Genomic DNA, 22,209 nt, shown 5'->3' with positions numbered 1-22,209 from the left:
AGCAGGGTGCAGGCCCCATTCAGAGGTGATCAGGACGCGATCAGCTGGCGCAGCACGTAATGCAGAATGCCGCCCGACTTGAAGTACTCCACTTCGTTAAGCGTATCGATGCGGCACAGCACGTCGACGGTTTCCCTGCTGCCGTCTTCGCGTTCGATATGCAGGGTCAGGCTCATGCCCGGCTGCACGTCTGCGTTGGTCAGCCCGGTGATCTTCAGCGTCTCCTTGCCGGTCAGGCCGAGGGTCTTGCGCGTCTGGCCGTTCTTGAACTGCAAGGGCAGCACACCCATGCCCACCAGGTTCGAGCGGTGAATGCGCTCGAAGCTTTCGGCGATGACCGCCTTGACGCCCAGCAGGTTGGTACCTTTTGCAGCCCAGTCACGGCTGGAACCCGTGCCGTATTCCAGACCGGCAATGATCACCAGCGGCGTGCCTTCTGTCTGATAACGCATGGCCGCGTCGTAGATCGCCAGCTTCTCGCCGGAGGGCACATGCACCGTGTTGCCACCTTCTTCGCCGCCGAACATTTCGTTGCGGATACGGATATTGGCAAAGGTCCCGCGCATCATCACTTCATGGTTGCCACGGCGCGAGCCGTACGAGTTGAAGTCCTGATACTTGACGCCTTTCTCCTGAAGGTAGCGCCCGGCAGGGCTGTCGGCCTTGATATTACCGGCAGGGGAGATGTGGTCGGTAGTCACCGAGTCGCCCAGCAGGGCCAGGATGCGCGCGTTTTCCACGTCTTCGATAACCGGCAGCGGACCGTCGATGCCGTCGAAGAATGGCGGGTGCTGAATGTAGGTGGAATCGTCCTGCCAGACGTAGGTGGCGGCCTGCGGCACCTCGATGGCTTGCCATTGTTCGTCGCCGGCAAACACTTCGGCGTATTCTTTGTGGAACATGCCGGTGTTGACGCTGGCCACGGCGTCGGCGATTTCCTGCTGACTCGGCCAGATATCACGCAGGTAAACCGGCTTTCCGTCTGCACCTTCGCCCAGCGGTTCGCTGCTGATGTCGATGCGCACCGAGCCTGCCAGTGCATAGGCAACTACCAGGGGGGGCGATGCCAGCCAGTTGGTCTTGACCAGCGGATGGACGCGGCCCTCGAAGTTACGGTTGCCCGACAGCACGGACGCAACGGTCAGGTCGGACTGCTGAATGGCTTTCTCGATAGGCTCCAGCAGCGGACCGGAGTTACCGATGCAGGTGGTGCAGCCGTAACCAACCAGATCGAAGCCCAGGGCGTCGAGGTATTGGGTCAGACCTGCTGCGTTGTAATAATCGGTCACCACTTTGGAACCGGGTGCCAGCGAGCTTTTCACCCACGGCTTGCGTTTCAGGCCTTTCTCGACGGCTTTTTTCGCGACCAGCCCGGCTGCCATCATGACGCTGGGGTTGGAGGTGTTGGTGCAGGACGTGATCGCCGCGATCACCACGGCGCCGTCTTTCAGGTGATAGGTCTGGCCGTTGTATTCATATTGGCTTTCGCCACTGACCTGGGCCTCGTTGCCAACCGCGACACCGCCGCCGCCTTCACTCTCCAGGCGACCTTCATCGACCTTGGCAGGCTTGACCTGCAGACCGAGAAAATCGCTGAAGGCCTTGGACACATTTGGCAGTGCTACACGATCCTGAGGGCGCTTGGGGCCAGCAAGGCTGGCTTCGACCGTACTCATGTCCAGTTCCAGGCTGTCGGTGAACACCGGTTCCTGGCCTGCCAGGCGCCACAGCCCCTGAGCCTTGCAATACGCTTCGACCAGCTTGACGGTTTCGTCGGGGCGACCTGACAGACGCAGGTAGTCCAGCGTTACATCATCGACCGGGAAGAAACCACAGGTCGCGCCATACTCGGGCGCCATGTTGGCAATGGTCGCGCGGTCGGCCAACGGCAAGTCAGCCAGGCCGTCGCCGTAGAACTCGACAAACTTGCCGACCACCCCTTTCTTGCGCAGCATCTGGGTGACGGTGAGCACCAGGTCGGTGGCGGTGATGCCTTCCTTCAGTTTGCCGGTCAGCCGGAAACCGATGACTTCCGGGATCAGCATCGACACCGGCTGGCCGAGCATCGCCGCTTCGGCTTCGATACCGCCCACGCCCCAGCCCAGCACGCCCAGGCCATTGATCATCGTGGTATGCGAGTCGGTACCGACCAGCGTGTCGGGGAACGCGTAGGTGCGGCCATCCTCTTCCTTGGTCCATACCGTGCGCCCCAGGTATTCGAGGTTCACCTGATGGCAAATGCCGGTGCCGGGCGGCACCACGCTGAAATTATCGAAAGCACTCTGGCCCCAGCGCAGGAACGCGTAGCGCTCACCGTTGCGCTGCATCTCGATATCGACGTTCTCGCCGAAGGCTTCGGCGTTGCCAAACTTGTCGACCATCACCGAGTGGTCAATCACCAGGTCCACCGGGGAAAGGGGATTGATCCGCTGCGGATCGCCGCCGGCCTTGGCTACGGCTGCGCGCATTGCGGCCAGATCGACCACCGCCGGTACACCGGTGAAGTCCTGCATCAGGACGCGCGCAGGGCGGTATTGAATTTCCCGGTCCGAACGACGCTCGGTCAGCCAGTCGGCGAGGGCCTTGAGGTCGTTGCCGGTTACCGTCTTGTTGTCTTCCCAGCGCAGCAGGTTTTCCAGCAGCACCTTGAGTGACATGGGCAGCTTGTCCAGATCGCCCAGCGATCGGGCGGCTTCCGGCAGGCTGAAGTAGTGGTAGGTCTTGTTATCGATTTCGAGGGTTTTCAGGCTTTTCAGGCTATCGAGGGAGGGCATGAATGTCTCCTTTGAGGAATGTTCTCCGAACATCGGTTCACGGGCTCCATGTGCATCAGGTCGGGAGCGCCGCATCAGGCTTCAAGTTCTGTGGACTGTTCGGCCGCACCAGTGGTTCCTGGATTGGGCTATCATGCGCGGCTTTCAAGTCTGCGGGGTTACGCCCGAGTGCCCACTGCCCAGGAGTAACCCATGAATACACTGTTTATGCACTGCCGACCCGGTTTTGAGGGCGAAGTCTGCTCGGAAATAGCCGATCACGCCGCGCGCCTGGACGTGGCCGGGTATGCCAAGGCCCGTCCCGACACAGCCTGCGCCGAATTCATCTGCACCGAGGCGGATGGCGCCGAACGGTTGATGAGCGGTCAGCGCTTCGACAAGCTGATCTTTCCCCGGCAGTGGGCGCGGGGGCTGTTTCTCGAGTTGCCGGAAACCGATCGCATCAGCGTGATTCTCGCGCAGTTGGCGGCGTTCCCGATTTGCGGCAGTCTGTGGCTGGAGGTCGTGGATACCAACGACGGCAAGGAGCTGTCGAATTTCTGCAAGAAGTTCGAGGCGCCGCTGCGCAAGGCCCTGACTCAGGCAGGCAAACTGGTGGATGACCCGCGCAAGCCGCGTCTGCTGCTGACCTTCAAGAGTGGTCGCGAGGTGTTTCTCGGTCTGGCCGATGCGGACAACTCCGCCATGTGGCCGATGGGCATCCCGCGCCTCAAGTTTCCCCGCGAAGCGCCAAGCCGTTCGACCCTGAAGCTTGAAGAGGCCTGGCACCACTTCATTCCCAGAGACCAGTGGGACGAGCGCCTTTCCGGCGACATGACCGGCGTGGACCTGGGTGCCGCGCCGGGCGGCTGGACGTATCAACTGGTGCGCCGCGGCATGCTGGTGACCGCCATCGATAACGGGCCGATGGCGGAAAGCCTGATGGACACCGGGCTGGTGCAGCATCTGATGGCGGACGGCTTTACCTACAAGCCTCGACAGCCTGTGGACTGGATGGTCTGCGACATCGTCGAAAAGCCTGCGCGCAACGCGGCGCTGCTGGAAACCTGGCTGGGCGAAGGCCTGTGCCGCGAAGCGGTGGTCAACCTCAAGTTGCCTATGAAACAGCGCTACGCTGAAGTGCGCCGACTGCTCGACCGTATCGAAGAGGGCTTTCAGGCGCGAGGGGTGCGGGTGTCCATCGGCTGCAAACAGCTCTACCACGACCGCGAAGAAGTCACCTGCCACCTGCGCAGGCTGGACGTGGCCAAAGCGGCGAGAAAGTGATTCCTTACTCTCGTTTCGCACGCTCCAGTGACTATCGTGCCAATGCTCCGTGCAGGCATGGAGTTCTTGGTGCTCCGCGTCACAAATCGTCGATGCGAAACAATGTTATGCCTTACACGCAGTCGCGGCTACCGCAGTGCTTTTCAACCGCGATGGCACTGACGACGCAGAGTGCGACGTTAGTGACGGCTGAGTCCTGGCGCTGATCCGGGGGTAGCCTGGCAGGACGCCAGGCTAGCCGCACCGCGCCATGGATGGCGCGTTGCGGCGACCCCCGGATCAGTGACAGGGCGAAGGAACCCGACGAAGTCGGGCCGGAAACAGAAGCGAAGGACTTTGCTCACTTTGGTCCCTCAAAGTGAGTCGCCGAGGGGCGAAAAGGTGACCTGAGTCGAACCTCAATCCACCTGATATCGCAGAACCGCTGTGTGACGCGGAGCGTCACGAAAGGCATTACCACGCGGAGCGTGGGAACGATAGTCACAATCGGCAAGAATCAGTGCGTAGCACAAACGCCACTCAGGCAAACCCTACAATAGCCTTGGTCTCCAGATACTCTTCGAACCCCTGCACACCGTACTCGCGACCGTTGCCCGAGCGCTTGTAGCCGCCAAACGGGGCCATCGGATTCCAGGCTGGGTAGTTCAGGTGCACCTGCCCGGCACGAATGCGCGAAGCCACTGCGCGCGCCTGCTCGAGGTCCTGCCCCTGTACATGCGCGCCCAGGCCATAGACCGTATCGTTGGCAATTGCGATGGCCTCCTCGACCGTGTCGTAGGCAATCAGACACAGCACCGGGCCGAAAATTTCTTCCCGGGCAATACGCATCGACGAGTCCACTTCGGAAAACACCGTAGGCCGGGTATAGAAGCCTCGCTCATGGCCCTGTACTCGTCCCGGCCCGCCGCAGATCAGCTTCGCGCCTTCACTCAGCCCGGCATCGATCATCGCCTGGACACGCTGAAACTGCGCCTCGTTGGCGATCGGACCGAGTACCGTTTCCTCCAGTTGCGGATCACCCACAACAATTGCTGCGGCCGTTTCGGCAGCCAGCGCTTCGACTTCTGCCAGTCGGTTCCTGGGCACGATCATTCGCGTCGGTGCGCTGCACGACTGACCCACATTGCGGAACGCGGCCATCACGCCGGGCGGCACGGCTTTGGCGAAGTCGGCGTCGGGCAGGAGGATATTCGGCGATTTGCCGCCCAGTTCCTGAGTCACTCGTTTAACCGTCGGCGCGGCGGCCTGCGCCACCAATGCGCCTGCCCGGTTGGAGCCGGTGATCGAGATCATGTCGATATCAGGGTGGGCCGCCATCGCACCACCGACCTCGGGGCCGCTGCCATTGACCAGATTGAATACCCCCGGCGGCAGACCCGCGTCATGCACCAGTTGTGCGAACAGCAGGGCGCTCAAGGGCGACAGTTCGCTGGGCTTGAGCACCACGGTGCAGCCGGCCGCGATGGCCGGGGCGACCTTGGCGGTGATTTGATACAGCGGCCAGTTCCACGGCGTGATCAGCCCGCACACACCGATGGGCTCGCGTTCGATCGCCGTGCTGCCTTCGACGGTGTGGAAGCGGTAAGTCGCCAGCAGGTCACGTGCGACACGCACGTGTTCTGCGGCCAGCGGCACCTGCATGGCCCGCGCCGAACTGATGGATGCGCCCATCTCCAGCGAGATCGCCTGCGCCAGTTGTTCCTTGCGCTCGAGAATCAGCTCGTGGATCCGGCCGATGACCTGGGCGCGGGCGTGTGGCGAGGAGCCGGACCAGCCGGCAAAGGCTGCCCGCGCTGCCGCAACTGCACGGTCGACATCGGCGGCCGAGCCACTGGCGACATGCGCCACCACTTCTTCGGTCGCTGGGTTGATCACCGCGATACTGACCGGGTCGAGCGGGGCGGACCAACGACCATCGATATACAGTTTCAGCGCGGTGTCCGGATCAACGTGATGGCTGTTCAAGGACTGTGAGGTCATCCAGCGGGCTCCCTGGAGCGATAATGGTCAAGGCCGGGCCGTTTGCTGTCGGGCCGTTCGATACCCATAAGCTAACAAAGCAGTCTGGATAAAAAGCGCCGATCTGCCGGGTTGCAAAGAATAATCTGCTGTATGCAACCCGCTAACATGGCGGACCTGTTTCGGCCGTTTATCCGCGCTGTTTTCAGCCGATCGCCTGAGTCACCAGCGCGAATTGCTGCACATCCGGGTTCGCGGCAGGCGGCGTCCCGAGCACCATGCGCGGTGCCCTGTCGACACACGGCAGACTCAGGCTTTCAAGCCACGCCGCCAGCCCGCAGTCGGCCAGAATGTCGAAGCGCACGAACAGGCCGGGTATCTGTTGCAGCAGGTGTTCAATCAATCGCTGTGCCTGATTTACATCACCGGCAACCACCGGGCCGATGATATGACCGCGGCCGAAGCGACGCAGCAGGGCGATGCCTTGCAACTGGCCTGCGTGTTCAATGCCGACCGCCTGTTCTGCATCGTGCAACAGATCAGTCAACACGGCAGTGCGATCCAGGCCGCTGCCCGCGTTGGCCAGGCGGATCAGTTCTGCGTGGTCGGTCGCGCCCAGCGTACGTATCGGCACGTCGTCTTTCGCTGGCGCCAGCCCTGACAGGTCGGCAACGCCCTGATGCTGCTGGATGCGTGCGAAGTCAACGAAACCCAGGCTCTGGTAAAGCGGCGCGCCCAGTTCTGTGGCGTTGAGGATCGGCGTGCGCGGTGCTGTTGCGTCGAGACACAGCCTCATCAAGTGGCGACCGATGCCTTTGCCCTGATGATCATCGCGGACGATCACCAGCCCGATCGAGGACCAGTCACCCTGATGGCAGGTAAACGCCACGCCAACCAGCTGGCCATCGTGCTCGGCGACAAAACCCTCGGAAGTACGTTGCACCATTGCCCAGTCCTGTTCGCGGTGTGGCCACTTGAGGCTCACTGAAAGGGCATGGGCTGCCGGGATATCCGCCGCAGTCACCGGGCGATACTGGTAGTGAGCGTCTGGGGTTGCAGGCATGGCGCCTCCGTTGCGATGAGGTGGGTGAGTGGTTGGGCTCATACCAGCTTTCCGGTGCTCATCAGGCTGGACATGAGCGGCATTTCGATGGCGGTCGGATCGGTGAAGCGGCGAATATCGAACGGGCTGATCAACGTGCGCGTGCTGCCGGTGCTGATCAGCTCGGCCATGACGTCCCCGACGCCGGGGCCAAGCTGAAAACCGTGGCCGCAAAAGCCAAACGCATAGAACAGGCCGTCGACCTTGCCGCTCCTGCCCATGATCGGCAGCGAGTCCGGCGTGTAACTCTCGATGCCGCTCCAGACGCGGGTGATGTTCAGCTTTTCTGCGCCCGGTAACAGGCGTTTCATCTGTTTCATCTGGTTGATCAGGCTTTCCGGCTTGAAGTAGGCGCGGCGGTTGAGCATGTCCGGCTTATTGCGATTGCCGCCCCCGATGATGATGTTGCCGCGCGGGATCTGCCGAAAATAGATGACTTCTTCCTTGATCTTGGTAAACACCCCGATCACCGTCGGCAGCGCGTAAGGTATCGGTTCTGTCACCGACATCTGCGGTCCGTTGGGCTCAAGAGGGACAGACTCGCCGAACTGCTCGGCGAGCCTGGCGCCCCAGGCACCGGCAGTGATGAGCAACTGTTCGGCGACGAATAGCTGTCCATCGGCGGTGGTGACCTGAAACTCGCCGCCGACCTTCTGCACCTCGATCACTTCAGTGCGCTCTTCGATTCTTGCACCCGCACGAATCGCCGCGCGGGCAAATGCCGGTGCAGCCAACCGAGGGTTGGCGTGCCCGTCATGGGGCGCATAGGAACCGCCTTTGACTTGTGCACCGAGAAACGGAAAACGGTCGTGCAGCGCCTTGCCGGAAAGGATCTGCAAGTCCAGCTCGCGGGCTTCCGGGGCGGCGGCATAGGCTTCCAGTTCGGCGATTTCGTCTTCGCGATAGCAAACGCGCATGTGCCCGCTGGGAATGAATTCCAGGTCTTCGCCGATCAGCTCCGGCAGGCGCTTCCACAGTGCCCAGGAGCGATTGGACAGTTCCAGTTGGCCGAGAAACCGTCCCTGACGGCGCACGTTGCCGAAATTCACGCCGCTGGCGTATTGGCCGATCTGGTCGCGCTCCAGCAGGGTGACCGAACGGCCGTGCTGGCGCAGAAAAAACGCGGAGGACGCGCCCATGAAGCCGCCGCCGATAATCAGGACATCGCTTTTTTGTGGGGTCATGAGGGGCTCCCGGTCATGTTGATTGGCTGCAACGCGCCAGGGCTTCGATCTCGATCAGGTAACCGTGGTGCAATTCCGGGACCGGCACCACCGCGCGCGCAGGGCGATGCTCGCCCAGATAGCCCGCGTAGAGGCGGTCGAAGGCAGGCCAGTGCTGGACGCCTGCGATGTAAATGGTCACTTTAAGCAGGTCATCCGTGCTGCATCCCGCTGCGCCAAGGATGGCCAGCAGATTGTCCAGCGCCACGGCGGCCTGGACCTCGAACGGCTCGCCGACGCTGTGACTGCCATCGGCGCGCACCGGCAGTTGTCCGGAAACATGCAGCGTGCCTTGATGCAGCATCGCCTGCGAATAATGCCCGCCGGGTGCTGCAGCCCCGGGCGTACTGATCGGTTTCATCTCACCAGCCATGCAGACGACTCCAGGTATGGATTGCGCCTTCGCTGTCGCAGGCGTGGTAGTCCGGGAATTGCGCGCCGGTGGCACAGGCGTGATTGGGCAGAATGCGCAGTCGGCTGCCGATGGGAAAACGCTCGCTGATGTCGGTCTCGCTGCCCGCAGCAAGCGTGATGATGCCGTGCTCCTGATTGGCACCGGTGACCCGTGCACCGTCGATCCACTCGCCAGTTTCGTTGCACACCTGGCCATAGCCGAAATCCTCACGCTGGCGCTGAGTGCCACGGTCGCGACTCATGGCCATCCAGCCTGCGTCAACGATGATCCAGCCCTTGTCCTGCTGATGGCCGATGACCGTGGTCAACACGCTCAGGGCCAGCTCATCTGCCCGGCATACGCCAATGTTGTGCATCACCAGATCGAAGAACACATACACCCCGGCGCGAACTTCGGTCACGCCGTGCAGGCTCTGCGCCGACAGTGCCGTCGGGGTCGAACCGATGCTGACGTCCGCACAGGGCAGCCCTGCCTGGCGAATCCGCTCGGCGGCGCTGACGCACAGCCTGCGTTCCTGTTCGGCGAGCGCTTGCAGGGCTGCGGGGGTGTCGAGGTCATAACTGGACCCGGCATGGGTCATTACCCCACGCAGTTGCATGCCGCCGTTGACCAGCGTGCTCGCGACCTCGACCAGCGAGGGGTCTTCGACGGTCAGCCCGGAGCGATGACCGTCGCAATCAATTTCAATCCACACGTCGAAACGTTCGTCATGCGCCCGGCCGAAAACCGCAATCGCCCGGGCCGCCGCTACGCTATCGGTCAGGATGCTCAGGCGGCAGCCCTTGCGCCGCAGTCTGAGTGCCTGCTCCAGCTTGCCGGGTGCAATGGCGACGGCATAGAACACGTCGTCGATGCCTTCGGCAAAGCAGTGCTCGGCCTCCTTTAATGTCGACACCGTGACGCCGCTGGCGCCCGCTGCAATCTGCGCCTGAATGACCGGCAGGCATTTGCTGGTCTTGACGTGTGGGCGCAAGCGCACGCCCAGTTCGTTCATGCGTTGTTGCATGCGCTGGATATTGTGCTGCATGCGCGACACGTCGAGCAGCGCGACAGGCGTATCGAGAGAAGACAGGGAGGCTGACATGGAAAGCGCTCGTGTGACTGGGTACGGCAGCCACTCTACGCAGCGATGATGAAGCTGTGGTTCAATGCGTGATCATCAATCCTTAAGCTGAAGTGAATGATCGCCATCGAAGACCTGCGTCTGGCCGTGACCCTGTCGCGCTGCGAATCGCTCAGTGCTGCCGCCAGAATCCTCAATGTTTCGCCGCCCGCATTGTCGATGCGCTTGCGCAAACTGGAGACGCAACTGGGCATCACCCTGGCCAGTCGCGACGCCAGACGCCTGAGTCTGACCGCTGATGGCGAGCGTTTCGCCCGCGAAAGCGCACAGTTGCTGGAGCAACTGGAGGCACTCCCGGAGTCCTTCAGGCAGCGAGATGAACGACTGGTGGGCACGCTGCGCCTGGCAGCGCCGTTCGGTTATGGACGCCAGCGCATTGCGCCGCTGCTGGCGCGCTTCGCCAGGCTGCACCCGCAGTTGTGCCTGCAACTGGACCTGCGCGAAACACCCTGGCCGGACCGTCATGACAGCGATGCGGTGATACACATCGGCAGCCTCAATGACAGCCAGTGGATCGCCATGCCGTTGGCACAGAATCATCGCTGGTTGTGCGCCAGCCCGGCGTATATCGAGCAGCATGGTGTGCCCTCGACGCCCGAGCAGCTGGCCGGCCATCGCTGCATCTGCATTCGCGAAAACGATGAAGACGTCACCCTCTGGCACCTGAGCAAGGGCCAGACGAAAAAGACCCTGCGCATCGAGCCCGCGCTGCTCAGTAACGACGGCTCGGTCGCCCGGCGCTGGGCCGAGCAGGGGCTGGGCATCGTGTTGCGCTCGCAGTGGGACGTCAGCGACGCCATTGCCAGTGGCAGGCTGGTGCGGGTGCTTGCCGATTGGCAGCTGGCCAGTGCGCCGATCAACCTGCTGGTGCCTGTACGCAAGCATCGCAGCGCACGGGTACAGGCGTTGACCGAGTTTCTCGAGACAGCCCTGAAAGCCTGATTCGGCACAGTACCGGCACGCTGTTGGTCGCTGGGTTGAACACCTTAATTGACGCTCACGGCAACGCGCGGGTATAAACCGCGTCTTGTGTTTTTGTCGGATTTTTCTCCATGAGCTTCAGCCCCCTGATTCGCCAGTTGATCGATGCCTTCCGCGTGCTGCCGGGCGTCGGTCAGAAAACCGCTCAGCGCATGGCGTTGCAGTTGCTGGAGCGCGACCGCAGCGGCGGTTCGCGGCTGGCGCAGGCACTGGGGCAGGCGATGGACGGCGTGGGTCACTGCCGCTCGTGCCGCACGCTGACCGAAGAGGAGCTCTGCCCGCAATGCGCAGACCCGCGGCGTGATGACACGCTGCTGTGTGTAGTCGAAGGCCCGACGGATGTCTATGCGGTGGAGCAGACTGGCTACCGCGGTCGTTACTTCGTGCTCAAGGGCCATCTGTCGCCACTCGACGGCCTGGGACCGGAGGCCATCGGCATTCCGCAATTGATGGAGCGCATCAGCCAGCAGGGCACCTTCACCGAGGTGATCCTCGCCACCAATCCGACGGTGGAAGGTGAGGCGACGGCGCATTACATCGCCCAACTGCTCCACGACAAGGGCCTGGTCGCGTCGCGCATTGCTCACGGCGTTCCGTTGGGTGGCGAGCTGGACCTGGTCGACGGTGGCACGCTGGCGCATTCGTTTGCAGGGCGCAAGCCGATTGCAATGTGATGCCGGCCAGCGCCTCGGCTGTCAGTAGCGCGGCGTGATATCGCGTTCGACAGGCGGCGCGTCCGGGTCCTGACCTGCTGGAAATTTGCCTTTCAGGTGCCAGGCGAACGCGATGATTTCGGCAATCGTGCGGTACAGCGGCTCTGGAATACTGTCGCCTAGCTCCATGCGTGCCAACAGCTTGACCAGTTCGGCGTTCTCATAGATCGGCACTTCGTATTCGCGGGCGATGGCCAGGATGGCCTCGGCCAACTGGTCGTCGCCCTTGGCGCTGAGCGTCGGGGCGTGCTGGCCGTCATAGCTGAGGGCGATAGCCTGGCGCGGAGTGTGATCGGGTAGGCTCATCAGGCGTTCTCATCAATCCAGCGTTGTTCGAGCGCGGTGCGCGGACCGCTCGGCGGTGCGCCGTGGCTGCAGGCCAGTTCGCCCACCTCCAGACCGCAGGCTATCAGCCGTTCGCGCAAGTACCCCAGTTCATGTTCAATCAATGCCGCACTGTCGGGGCGCTCGGCCCACAGCTGGCTGGACAGCGTGCCGCGCAGCAACTGTGCATGCACCTGCAAGGGCCCCAACGGCTCGAGGTCGAACGCCAGATCGACTTTCCAGAGCTTTTCCCGGGTGTCCTTGATCTCGACATCATCACGGTCTTCGGCCGCGCCCTGATCCGGCGTGTCTTCACGCTGCACCTTGACCTGCAAGGGCACAATGTCGTGGGCGTTGCGCATCGGCACTTCCAGCTGCCAGGTGGTCACCTGGGTGCCGTCGGCGTTGCTACGCGTCTGTTCCAGCCCGCCCAGTTGATGGCTCTGCAGGCGTGAGACAGCAGCCGCCGCGAGCTTGAGGAGGATTTCCAGATCATCCTCCTTCTCGCCACCGCCGACCGTGCGCGATGGCAACGGAAAAATGCTGGGCTGAGTGCGTGCCGCAACCAGGCCCAGGGTGCCCAGCGCATTGCGGATTGCATTGGGCATCGTGCGCGCCAGGGTATTGGAGGCCGCCGCTGCGCCGTAAGACATGTTGTCCGGCAGGCCGGGAAGGATCTGGGCGATCAGGCGCATCAGGTTGGCCTTCATGTCCGGCATTTGCGCCGGGTTCAAGCCGGCCAGCAGCCTGGCTTCCAGAAAAGCGCCGCTGGCGTTGAACGCCTGGGCCACGCCTTTGGGCGTGGTCATCTGCTCGACGTCGGGCAGGTCGGCGAGCAACTGGCTGATACTGGCCTGCAGCGGTGCGCTGATGGCCGGGCCGGGACTGGTCGGGCTGCCGGACTGCAGGTTTTGCAGGGCGTTGATCAGGGTGTCCAGCGAGCCTTGGCGATTTTGCTGTGCGGACAGTTGCTGCGCCACGGCCAGTTGGTCGAAGCGACCGGGCAGGGCCACGAAGTTGAGTGCCTGATTGCCTTGTACCTGAGCGCTCAAGAGGCTGCCGACCGTCAGCGGCTGCGGGCTCTCGATGGTCAGACTGGAACCCGCCAGCGCCGTGTTGAGCAGCATCACGATGGAGCGGTAGGTGGGCGTCGCAGCGGCCGGGTTCTGGCCGGCCAGTTGATTGACCGCCTGAGCGATCACCTGGCTGGTCATGACTTTGCCCTGCAGCAGCGTGCCGACCGGTAATTGTCGGGTATCGATGCTGGTCATCGAGTTTTTCATCGCGCTGTTGAGTTGCTGCAGCGTCAAGGTCAGCTCGTTAGCCGACGCCTGCGACACTTGCAGCAGGCTGCCGGGCGTGAACGGGACGCTGCTGGTGACCGGTAAATTGGTCAGGCTGCCGTTGGCGAGCACCAGCCGCAACAGCAGTTGGAAGTTCTGGTTGACCTGCTTGAGGGTCAGCACTTCGGCGTTGGCGGTTTCGCCTTCGGGGATCAGATTTTCCGCCGATTGCAGCATGGTCAGCACTTGCGCGGGGGAGATGCCGGCGCGCAACAGTGTCAGAGTGGCGTTTGTTGCCGGAACGCTGGTGATGTCGCCTGTCATTGAACTATCGACCCGAGGAAATTGCCCCTTTGATAACAGGACTCGCATGTATAATACCGGCCAAAACCGGACCAGCCGCCATTAACTTCTCTTCATGTAACGGCCGTATCAACCCCGACTTGAACCGCGTTTTACTCCGTATGTGTCTGTTTTGGCACATTTCGCGACGCAAAACACTGGAAACGCCCGATGATCCCAGCCACCCCATTTTTGCAAGCGACGGCTCTGGCGTGTGAGCGGGACGGGCGGATGCTGTTCGAAAACCTCGATCTTCACCTGCACACAGGCGACATGCTGCAGATCAGCGGTCCCAACGGCTGCGGCAAGACCAGCCTGCTGCGCCTGCTGTGCGGGCTGATGCAGCCAACGGCCGGGCAAATCCTGCTCGACGCGCAGCCACTGGGCCGGCAGCCCGCCGCACCGGGCCGCAAACCGTTGTGGATCGGTCATGCGCCAGCGATCAAGGATGTGCTGACGCCACTGGAAAACCTGTCCTGGCTCAGTGCACTTCACCAGCCGGACGGTGCCGATGCCGATACCATTGCCACCGCGCTCGATGCGGTCGGGCTGGCAGGTTTCGAGGATGTGCCCTGTCACACCTTGTCGGCCGGGCAGCAGCGTCGCGTCGCGCTGGCACGTCTGTATCTACCGGGCCCGCCACTCTGGCTGCTCGACGAGCCGTTTACCGCGCTCGACCGCCAAGGCATCGAGCAACTGGAAAACCACCTCGCCCGGCACTGTGAACACGGCGGTATGATTGTCATGACCACTCACCACAGCCTGAACCGCCTGCCTGCGGGCTATCGGGACCTCGACCTGGGGCAATGGTCAGCATGAGCAATGTGTTTGTCCTGCTGATGCTTCGTGAGGTGCGGCTGCTGGCGAGGCGTCCGGCAGAGCTGGCCAACCCGCTGGTGTTCTTTGCGATCGTGGTCGCCCTGTTCCCGCTGGCGCTGGGACCGCAGACGCAATTGTTGCAAACCTTGTCGCCGGGGCTGGTCTGGGTGGCGGCACTGCTGGCCGTGCTGCTGTCGCTGGACGGGCTGTTGCGCAGTGATTTCGAGGATGGCTCGCTGGAGCAGTGGGTCCTTTCGCCGCACCCGCTGGCCCTTCTGGTGCTGATCAAAGTGCTGGCACACTGGGTTTTTTCCGGGCTGGCACTGGTACTGTTGTCACCTTTGCTGGCATTGATGCTCGGGCTGCCAGTGCAGTGCCTGCCGGTGTTGATGGTTTCGCTGCTGCTGGGCACCCCGGTGCTCAGCCTGCTGGGCGCATTGGGTGCAGCGTTGACCGTGGGTTTGAAGCGTGGCGGCCTGCTGCTGGCATTGTTGATTCTGCCGCTGTACATCCCGGTACTGATTCTGGGCAGCGGTGCATTGCAAGCCGCGCTGCAGGGCATGCCGGCGACTGGCTATCTGCTGTGGCTGGCCAGCCTGGCGGCGCTGGCGATCACCCTGACACCCTTTGCGATAGCCGCTGGCCTGAAAATCAGCATCGGCGAATAATTGAGGTTCCGGGATCGAGACTTCGATGCCGGTCAACACCCTGGATGTACCCTGATGAAAAGCAACGCCATGAAAAGCAGCATCGGTTGGGCCTGGCTGCACACGCTCGGCTCGCCGAAAGGTTTTTATCGCGTCAGCGCACGCCTGCTGCCCTGGATGAGTGTTGTCGCTGTGCTGTTGCTGGTCATCGGCATGGTCTGGGGCCTGGCGTTCGCGCCGCCGGATTACCAGCAGGGCAACAGCTTCCGGATCATTTATATCCACGTACCTGCCGCGATGCTCGCCCAGTCCTGTTACGTCATGCTGGCCGTGTGCGGGCTGGTCGGGCTGGTCTGGAGAATCAAGCTGGCCGATGTCGCGCTGCACTGCGCTGCACCCATCGGCGCGTGGATGACCGCGCTGGCGCTGGCGACCGGCGCGATCTGGGGCAAGCCCACCTGGGGGGCATGGTGGGTCTGGGACGCGCGACTGACCTCGATGCTGATTCTGCTGTTCCTGTATTTCGGCCTGATCGCGCTGGGCAATGCCATCAGTAACCGCGACAGCGCCGCCAAGGCCTGCGCGGTGCTGGCCATCGTCGGCGTGGTGAACATTCCGATCATCAAGTATTCGGTCGAGTGGTGGAACACCCTGCATCAGGGGTCGACGTTCAGCCTCACGGAGAAACCCGCCATGCCGGCTGAAATGTGGCTGCCGCTGCTGTTCACCACGCTGGGTTTCTACTGCTTGTTCGGCGTGCTGTTGATGATGCGCATGCGTCTTGAAGTGTTGCGTCGCGAAGCGCGCACCCAGTGGGTCAAGGCCGAGATTCTGCGCAGCCTGGGGCACACAGCAGCGCAGTCGGAGAACACGCTTTGAGTTTTGCATCGTTCAGCGATTTTCTTGCCATGGGCCGCCACGGGGTATTTGTCTGGTCGGCCTACGGCCTGTGCCTTGTGGTGCTGCTGATCAACGTGGCGCTGCCGCTATGGGCGCGGCAGCGCTTTCTGAAACAGCAGGCGCGTCGCCTGAAGCGGGGGAATCGCCTGTGAACCCGCTACGCAAAAAACGCTTGTTGATCATTGTCGCGCTGCTGGCCGGTGTCGGTGTGGCCGTGACCCTGGCTCTCAGCGCCTTGCAGGAAAACATCAACCTGTTCTACACCCCCAGCCAGATCGCCAATGGCGAGGCACCACTGGATACCCGCATTCGGGCCGGCGGTATGGTCGAAAAGGGCTCATTGCAGCGCTCGGCCGATTCGCTGGACGTGCGTTTTTTGGTCACCGATTTCAACAAGTCGGTAACCATCACCTATCGAGGCATTCTTCCCGATCTGTTTCGCGAAGGGCAGGGCATCGTGGCGCTGGGCAAACTCAATGCACAGGGCGTAGTGGTGGCCGACGAGGTACTGGCCAAGCATGACGAGAAGTACATGCCCCCCGAGGTCACCAAGGCCCTGCGTGACAGCGGTCAGGCGGCACCGGCGGCGTCTCCCACACCCGTCAAACAGGGTTGATCGATGATTCCCGAACTCGGCCATCTGGCCATGATTCTGGCACTCGGCTTTGCGCTGGTGCAGGCCATCATTCCGCTGATCGGCGCGTGGCGCGGTGACCGCTTGTGGATGAGCCTGGCCCGTCCGGCAGCCTGGGGCCAGTTCAGCTTTCTGATCTTCGCCTTCGGTTGCCTGACCTACGCGTTCATGGTCGACGACTTCTCTGTCGCCTACGTTGCACAGAACTCCAACACCGCGCTGCCCTGGTACTACAAGTTCAGCGCCGTGTGGGGCGCGCATGAAGGTTCGTTACTGCTCTGGGCGTTGATTCTCGGTGGCTGGACCTTCGCCGTGTCGGTGTTTTCCCGGCAACTTCCGCAGGTGATGCTGGCGCGGGTCCTCGCCGTGATGGGCATGATCAGCCTGGGTTTCCTGTCGTTTCTGATCCTGACCTCCAACCCGTTCGCGCGTCTGTTGCCGCAGATGCCCGCGAATGGACGTGATCTGAACCCGTTGTTGCAGGATATTGGCCTCATCGTGCATCCGCCGATGCTGTACATGGGCTATGTCGGCTTCTCCGTGGCTTTTGCGTTCGCCATCGCGGCCTTGCTCGGCGGTCGACTCGACGCTGCCTGGGCGCGCTGGTCTCGTCCATGGACCCTGGTGGCCTGGGCCTTTCTCGGCATCGGCATCAGCCTGGGCTCATGGTGGGCGTATTACGAGCTGGGCTGGGGCGGCTGGTGGTTCTGGGACCCGGTGGAAAACGCCTCGTTCATGCCTTGGCTGGTCGGCACTGCGCTGATTCACTCGCTGGCGGTCACGGAAAAACGTGGCGTGTTCAAGAGCTGGACGGTATTGCTGGCCATTGCTGCGTTTTCACTGAGCCTGCTGGGCACGTTCCTGGTCCGTTCCGGGGTGCTGACCTCCGTGCACGCCTTTGCCTCGGACCCGGCGCGCGGCGTGTTCATCCTGATGTTCCTGCTGGTCGTGGTGGGTGGCTCGCTGACCCTGTTCGCGATTCGCGCACCGGTGGTCAAAAGCCAGGTCGGATTCGGCCTGTGGTCGCGGGAAACCCTGCTGCTGGGCAATAACCTGTTGCTGGTGGTTGCTGCGTCCATGATTCTGCTGGGCACCCTTTATCCGCTGGTGATCGATGCCATGAGCGGCGCCAAGATGTCGGTCGGGCCGCCGTACTTCAATACACTGTTCGTGCCATTGATGGGCTTGCTGCTGGTGGTGATGGCGGTCGGCGTACTGGTGCGCTGGAAGGACACGCCGTTGAAATGGCTGCTCGGCATGCTGGCCCCGGTACTGGTCGGCAGCGTCGTCCTGGCGGTGCTGGCCGGTCTGCTGCTGGGCGATTTCCAGTGGGCGGTGCTGGCGACCCTGATGCTCGCCGCCTGGGTGCTGCTGGCCGGGGTTCGCGACCTGCTCGACAAGACTCGCCACAAGGGGCTGATCAGCGGCGCACGCAGTCTGACCCGCAGCTACTGGGGCATGCAGCTGGCGCACCTTGGCATTGTCGTGTGCGCGCTGGGTGTGGTGCTGTCGAGCCAGAACAGCGCCGAGCGCGATTTGCGCATGGCCCCCGGCGAGTCCACCGAACTGGGTGGGTATACCTTTGCCTTCGAGGGCGCTCGGCATTATGAAGGGCCGAACTTCACCTCGGATCGGGGCACCGTTCGCGTGCTGCGCAATGGCGTTCAACTGACCGAACTGCACCCGGAGAAGCGCTTCTACACCGTGCAGCAGTCGATGATGACCGAAGCGGGCATTGATGCAGGTTTCAGCCGTGACCTGTATGTCGCCTTGGGTGAACCGCTGGGCGATGGCGCGTGGGCCGTTCGGGTTCATGTCAAACCGTTTGTGCGCTGGATCTGGCTTGGCGGCCTGCTGACCGGTCTGGGCGGGGTGCTGGCGGCGCTGGACCGGCGTTATCGCACCCGGGTGAAGAACAAGGTGCGCGAGGCGTTGGGTATGTCGGGAGCTGCACAATGAAACGTTGGGTCATGGTACTGCCACTGGTGCTGTTTCTGGGCGTCGCGGCGTTCTTGTATCGCGGTTTGTATCTGGACCCCGCCGAGCTGCCCTCGGCACTGATCGGTAAGCCTTTTCCGGCATTTTCGCTACCAGCGGTGCAGGGCGAGCGGATGTTGAGCCGTGCCGATCTGCTCGGCAAACCTGCGCTGGTCAACGTTTGGGGCACCTGGTGCGTGGCCTGCCGGGTGGAGCATCCGGTGCTCACCCGGCTGGCGCAGCAGGGCGTGCTGATCTATGGCGTGAATTACAAGGACGTCAACGCCGACGCGCTGAAATGGCTCAAGGAATTTCATGATCCGTATCAGTTGAATATTCGTGATCAGGACGGCTCTCTGGGGCTCAATCTGGGGGTGTACGGTGCGCCGGAAACCTTCCTGATCGACGCTCAAGGCATCATTCGTTACAAACACGTCGGGGTCATCGACGACGCAGTTTGGCGCGAAAAGCTTGCCGCGCGCTATCAGCAACTGGTTGATGAGGCACAGCCATGAAGCGCTGTCTGTTGATCGTCCTGCTCAGCGTGCTGTGCTCAGGCATTGCTCAAGCGGCCATCGACGCTTATGCCTTTCGCGACGACGCCGAGCGCGCGCGTTACAGCGAACTGACCAGAGAACTGCGTTGCCCGAAATGCCAGAACCAGGACATCGCCGACTCCAATGCGCCGATTGCCGCTGATTTGCGCAAGGAAATCTACCGCATGCTGGGCGAAGGGCAGAGCAACCAGCAGATCATCGATTTCATGGTCGATCGCTATGGTGATTTCGTTCGCTACAAGCCGAGCCTCAATGCGCGTACCTGGCTGCTGTGGTTCGGGCCCGCCGCTCTGCTGATCGGCGGGCTGGCGGTGATCGGCTTTATCGTCAGCCGACGCCGCAAGGCGCAATCCGCACAGCCCGATGAGCTTTCCGAAGATGAAAGGCAGCGTCTTGCCACCTTGCTGGATGAGCACCGCCCATGATCGATTTCTGGATGGCAGCCGGGCTGTTGCTGCTGGTTGCGCTGAGCTTCTTGCTGATTCCGCTGCTGCGCGGCCATCGCGCGCAACGGGAAGAAGACCGCACGGCTCTGAACGTGGCGTTGTATCAGGAGCGACTGAACGAATTGCAGGTTCAGCAGGAACAGGGCGTGTTGTCGGTGGCGCAACTGCAGGCTGCACGTACCGAAGCAGCGCGCGAGCTGCTTGCCGACACCGAAGGTGCGGAGCCCGACCGGACTTCGCGCCTGGGCAAGCCCTTGCTGCTGCTTGCTGCGCTGCTGGTCCCGGTGTTGGGGCTGGCGGGCTATCTCCAGCTGGGGGCCAGCGACCGGGTTGAACTGAGTCGCGAATTCGCTCGACCACCGACCTCGCTGGCAGACATGACCCAGCGTCTGGAGCGCAGCGTGCAGGCTCAACCGGACTCAGCCGAAAACCTGTATTTTCTGGCGCGCAGCTACATGGCGCAGAACCGCCCGGGTGATGCCGCGCAGATGTTCGAGCGTTCGGTAGCGCTGGCCGGAAGGCAGCCCGAGTTGCTCGGGCAATGGGCTCAGGCGCTGTATTTCGCCAGCGACAAGCACTTCACACCCCAGGTGCAGGCGCTGACCGACGAAGCGCTGCAGGCTGACCCCAGGGAAGTCACCAGCCTTGGTCTGCTGGGGATTGCCGCGTTCGAAACACAGCGCTATCAGGCGGCGGTGGATTACTGGACCCGGTTGCTCGCAGCACTGCCCGCAGATGACGCATCGCGTTCGGCACTGGAAGGCGGCATTGCCCGCGCCAGAGATAACCTCGCCAAACGCGCGGCAGACGCGGCGCCGGCAGTTAAGGCGAAGTCGATAAAAATTCATGTCGAGCTGGCTGCGGCGCTTCAAGGCAAGGTAAGGCCGAACGACAGCGTGTTCATCTTCGCCCGCGCCATCAATGGCCCGGCGGCGCCTTTGGCGGTCAAACGCATTACCGTGGCGGACCTGCCTGCCGAGGTGGAACTGAGCGATTCCGACGCGATGATGCCGCAACTGAACCTGTCGAACTTCGCGCAAGTCCAACTGGTTGCGCGAGTGTCTCGCGCAGGGCAGCCAACCACCGGTGAGTGGGTCGGCCGCAGTCAGCCACTGGCCAGTGATTCCGGGGTTCAGCAGGCGTTGACCATTGACAGTCCGGATAACTAGAGAATTCGCTTATGTACCGTACCGCACGCATCACCTTGTTGGGTCTGGTCGTTGGCCTGAGTGCCTGTGCTGTCCAGCATCCGGCACCGCCACATAGCCAGGATCCTATCCTCAACCTGCCGGGTGGCCAGCAGCCCGGCGCACCGCGTCCGAGTAGCGCGCCTTCGGAGCCTGCCAAGGCGCCTGCCGCCGCGCCGAAGTCCTCGGCCAGTTTCGCGCCGCCACCGGGTGGCGGCAGCCATTGGGATCCGCGCCTGGGCGTGTACGTGATGGATGATCAGCCCAACACCTTCTATCGCCAGCGCACCTACTATCAGTGGAATGACGGCTGGAGCTGGGCAACCAGCCCCAACGGCCCGTGGCAGGCGACTGATGTCAGCGGCGTGCCGGCAGGGCTGGGCAAACAGTTCAGTAAATGATTCAGGCTTGAATAAAAACGGCGACCTTGCAGGTCGCCGTTTTGCATTGCCTGAGCGGCTTATTTGCCCGGATAGATCTGGTCGAACACACCGCCGTCGATGAAGTGGGTCTTCTGCACCGTGCGCCAGTCGCCGAAGGTTTTCTCCACCGAGAGGAAGTCCACTTTCGGGAAGCGATCGGTGTACTTGGCCAGCACCTGCGGATCACGCGGGCGCAGGTAGTTTTTGGCCGCGATTTCCTGGCCTTCCGGTGACCACAGGTATTTCAGGTATTCCTCAGCCAGGGGGCGGGATCCTTTCCTGTCCACGACCTTGTCGACCTCACTGACCGGTGGCTCGGCTTCTGCCGACACGGACGGGTAGACCACTTCGAACTGGTCGCGACCGAATTCACGGGCGATCATTTCCGCTTCGTTCTCGAAGGTCACCAGCACGTCGCCGATCTGGTTGGTCATGAACGTCGTAGTCGCACCGCGACCGCCGGTATCAAGCACTGGCACATGGCTGAACAGATCACCGACGAATTTCTTCGCCGCCGCTTCATCGCCGCCTTTTTTCAGGGTGTAGCCCCAGGCCGACAGGTAGGTGTAGCGGCCGTTGCCCGAGGTTTTCGGGTTGGGCACGATGACTTCGACGCCATCCTTGATCAGGTCCGGCCAGTCTTTGATCGCCTTCGGGTTGCCTTTGCGCACGATGAACACCGTGGCCGAGGTGAAGGGCGCGCTGTTGTTTGGCAGGCGGCTGACCCAGTCTTCCGGCACCAGCTTGCCATTGTCGGCCAGGGCGTTGATGTCAGTGGCCATGTTCATGGTGATCACGTCAGCCGGCAGCCCGTCGATGACCGAACGCGCTTGCTTGCTCGACCCGCCGAAGGACATCTGCACGGTCACCTCTTCATTCTTCTCGGCTTTCCAGTGCTTCTGGAAGGCGCTGTTGTAGTCCTTGTAGAAATCACGCATCACGTCATAGGAGACGTTGAGCAGCGGCGGAGCTGCCTGGGCAGCGTTGGCAAAAGCCAGGCCGGCGGCCAGTAGCGAGGCGGCGAAGAGTTTAATCACTGCAAGGTCCTTGAGATGAAGCGTCATGTGACAAGCCTGATGGCGTAATGCCGCGACACTATCAGCATCGCGCCTGCG

22 protein-coding genes are annotated in these 22,209 nt (G+C 62.4%); 13 read left to right on the top strand and 9 right to left on the bottom strand.

Translation table 11 applies throughout. The annotated features are described in order from the left end of the window. Window positions 1–29: 29 nt before the first annotated feature. Window positions 30–2,774: an aconitate hydratase AcnA gene (gene acnA, locus AC54XV_RS17500; RefSeq protein ID WP_110392863.1), complete on the bottom strand. Its 2,745-nt coding sequence runs from the start codon at window positions 2,772–2,774 to the stop codon at window positions 30–32. Window positions 2,775–2,966: 192 nt separating this feature from the next. Between acnA and rlmM the strand changes: the two genes are divergently transcribed. Continuing rightward, entirely contained in the window at window positions 2,967–4,040 is a 1,074-nt protein-coding gene (rlmM, locus tag AC54XV_RS17495) for a 23S rRNA (cytidine(2498)-2'-O)-methyltransferase RlmM (RefSeq protein WP_054092377.1), read from the top strand. A 519-nt stretch (window positions 4,041–4,559) separates the two neighbouring features. Here the strand turns inward: rlmM and AC54XV_RS17490 are convergent. The 5 genes from AC54XV_RS17490 to AC54XV_RS17470 form a co-directional block, all read right to left on the bottom strand. Further along, window positions 4,560–6,020: an aldehyde dehydrogenase family protein gene (locus tag AC54XV_RS17490; protein ID WP_024659642.1), complete on the bottom strand. Its 1,461-nt coding sequence runs from the start codon at window positions 6,018–6,020 to the stop codon at window positions 4,560–4,562. 184 nt (window positions 6,021–6,204) lie between these two features. Then, on the bottom strand, window positions 6,205–7,062 hold the full coding sequence (locus AC54XV_RS17485; protein ID WP_011268411.1) for a GNAT family N-acetyltransferase: 858 nt from the start codon (window positions 7,060–7,062) through the stop codon (window positions 6,205–6,207). Window positions 7,063–7,100: 38 nt separating this feature from the next. Then, window positions 7,101–8,285: an NAD(P)/FAD-dependent oxidoreductase gene (locus AC54XV_RS17480; protein ID WP_496717118.1), complete on the bottom strand. Its 1,185-nt coding sequence runs from the start codon at window positions 8,283–8,285 to the stop codon at window positions 7,101–7,103. Between the two features lie 13 nt (window positions 8,286–8,298). Beyond that, window positions 8,299–8,697: a RidA family protein gene (locus AC54XV_RS17475; protein ID WP_011268409.1), complete on the bottom strand. Its 399-nt coding sequence runs from the start codon at window positions 8,695–8,697 to the stop codon at window positions 8,299–8,301. Further along, window positions 8,687–9,823 (bottom strand): DSD1 family PLP-dependent enzyme, encoded by a 1,137-nt coding sequence (locus tag AC54XV_RS17470; protein ID WP_496717117.1) that lies wholly within the window; start codon window positions 9,821–9,823, stop codon window positions 8,687–8,689. The genes AC54XV_RS17475 and AC54XV_RS17470 overlap by 11 nt, the downstream gene beginning before the upstream one ends. Before the next feature lie 96 nt (window positions 9,824–9,919). On the opposite strand from AC54XV_RS17470, the gene AC54XV_RS17465 reads away from it, so the two are divergent. Beyond that, entirely contained in the window at window positions 9,920–10,804 is an 885-nt protein-coding gene (locus tag AC54XV_RS17465; protein WP_004408163.1) for a LysR family transcriptional regulator, read from the top strand. 110 nt (window positions 10,805–10,914) lie between these two features. Next, window positions 10,915–11,517: a recombination mediator RecR gene (gene recR / locus AC54XV_RS17460; RefSeq protein WP_004408165.1), complete on the top strand. Its 603-nt coding sequence runs from the start codon at window positions 10,915–10,917 to the stop codon at window positions 11,515–11,517. Window positions 11,518–11,538: 21 nt separating this feature from the next. Here the strand turns inward: recR and AC54XV_RS17455 are convergent, their stop codons facing one another. Continuing rightward, window positions 11,539–11,862, bottom strand: a complete 324-nt coding sequence (locus AC54XV_RS17455; protein ID WP_003370273.1) for an EscU/YscU/HrcU family type III secretion system export apparatus switch protein — start codon at window positions 11,860–11,862, stop codon at window positions 11,539–11,541. Continuing rightward, the gene (gene fliK / locus AC54XV_RS17450; protein WP_496717116.1) at window positions 11,862–13,487 is read right to left on the bottom strand and encodes a flagellar hook-length control protein FliK; all 1,626 of its coding nucleotides are present in this window, start codon (window positions 13,485–13,487) and stop codon (window positions 11,862–11,864) included. The genes AC54XV_RS17455 and fliK overlap by 1 nt, the downstream gene beginning before the upstream one ends. 189 nt (window positions 13,488–13,676) lie before the next feature. Here fliK and ccmA point away from each other — a divergent pair, with 189 nt between their 5' ends. From ccmA to AC54XV_RS17400, 10 genes are read left to right on the top strand one after another with little or no spacing between them, the layout of a single operon-like run. After that, window positions 13,677–14,324 carry a cytochrome c biogenesis heme-transporting ATPase CcmA gene (gene ccmA / locus AC54XV_RS17445; RefSeq protein ID WP_024640414.1) on the top strand — a complete coding sequence of 216 codons (648 nt, stop codon included), beginning with the start codon at window positions 13,677–13,679 and terminating at the stop codon, window positions 14,322–14,324. Continuing rightward, on the top strand, window positions 14,321–14,992 hold the full coding sequence (ccmB, locus tag AC54XV_RS17440) for a heme exporter protein CcmB (RefSeq protein WP_004408170.1): 672 nt from the start codon (window positions 14,321–14,323) through the stop codon (window positions 14,990–14,992). Before ccmA ends, ccmB begins: the two co-directional genes overlap by 4 nt. 54 nt (window positions 14,993–15,046) lie before the next feature. Beyond that, window positions 15,047–15,850 (top strand): heme ABC transporter permease, encoded by an 804-nt coding sequence (locus tag AC54XV_RS17435; RefSeq protein WP_004408171.1) that lies wholly within the window; start codon window positions 15,047–15,049, stop codon window positions 15,848–15,850. Continuing rightward, window positions 15,847–16,023 (top strand): heme exporter protein CcmD, encoded by a 177-nt coding sequence (gene ccmD, locus AC54XV_RS17430; RefSeq protein WP_148193842.1) that lies wholly within the window; start codon window positions 15,847–15,849, stop codon window positions 16,021–16,023. Before AC54XV_RS17435 ends, ccmD begins: the two co-directional genes overlap by 4 nt. Continuing rightward, window positions 16,020–16,487, top strand: a complete 468-nt coding sequence (gene ccmE, locus AC54XV_RS17425) for a cytochrome c maturation protein CcmE (protein ID WP_240878935.1) — start codon at window positions 16,020–16,022, stop codon at window positions 16,485–16,487. The genes ccmD and ccmE overlap by 4 nt, the downstream gene beginning before the upstream one ends. A gap of 3 nt (window positions 16,488–16,490) precedes the next feature. Continuing rightward, the gene (locus AC54XV_RS17420) at window positions 16,491–18,464 is read left to right on the top strand and encodes a heme lyase CcmF/NrfE family subunit (protein WP_103359754.1); all 1,974 of its coding nucleotides are present in this window, start codon (window positions 16,491–16,493) and stop codon (window positions 18,462–18,464) included. Continuing rightward, entirely contained in the window at window positions 18,461–18,997 is a 537-nt protein-coding gene (locus tag AC54XV_RS17415; protein WP_011268401.1) for a DsbE family thiol:disulfide interchange protein, read from the top strand. The genes AC54XV_RS17420 and AC54XV_RS17415 overlap by 4 nt, the downstream gene beginning before the upstream one ends. Next, window positions 18,994–19,464 carry a cytochrome c-type biogenesis protein gene (locus AC54XV_RS17410; RefSeq protein ID WP_024640412.1) on the top strand — a complete coding sequence of 157 codons (471 nt, stop codon included), beginning with the start codon at window positions 18,994–18,996 and terminating at the stop codon, window positions 19,462–19,464. Before AC54XV_RS17415 ends, AC54XV_RS17410 begins: the two co-directional genes overlap by 4 nt. Further along, window positions 19,461–20,654 carry a c-type cytochrome biogenesis protein CcmI gene (gene ccmI / locus AC54XV_RS17405; protein WP_496717115.1) on the top strand — a complete coding sequence of 398 codons (1,194 nt, stop codon included), beginning with the start codon at window positions 19,461–19,463 and terminating at the stop codon, window positions 20,652–20,654. Before AC54XV_RS17410 ends, ccmI begins: the two co-directional genes overlap by 4 nt. A gap of 11 nt (window positions 20,655–20,665) precedes the next feature. Next, the gene (locus tag AC54XV_RS17400) at window positions 20,666–21,073 is read left to right on the top strand and encodes a lipoprotein (protein ID WP_003316888.1); all 408 of its coding nucleotides are present in this window, start codon (window positions 20,666–20,668) and stop codon (window positions 21,071–21,073) included. 59 nt (window positions 21,074–21,132) lie between these two features. Here the strand turns inward: AC54XV_RS17400 and AC54XV_RS17395 are convergent, their stop codons facing one another. After that, window positions 21,133–22,158, bottom strand: coding sequence for a sulfate ABC transporter substrate-binding protein (locus AC54XV_RS17395; RefSeq protein WP_004408188.1), 1,026 nt, complete (start codon window positions 22,156–22,158; stop codon window positions 21,133–21,135). Between the last annotated feature and the right edge of the window lie 51 nt (window positions 22,159–22,209).

Source organism: Pseudomonas fragariae (ex Marin et al. 2024) (genome assembly GCF_059621105.1).
This window is presented reverse-complemented; position numbering and strand designations above follow the sequence as displayed.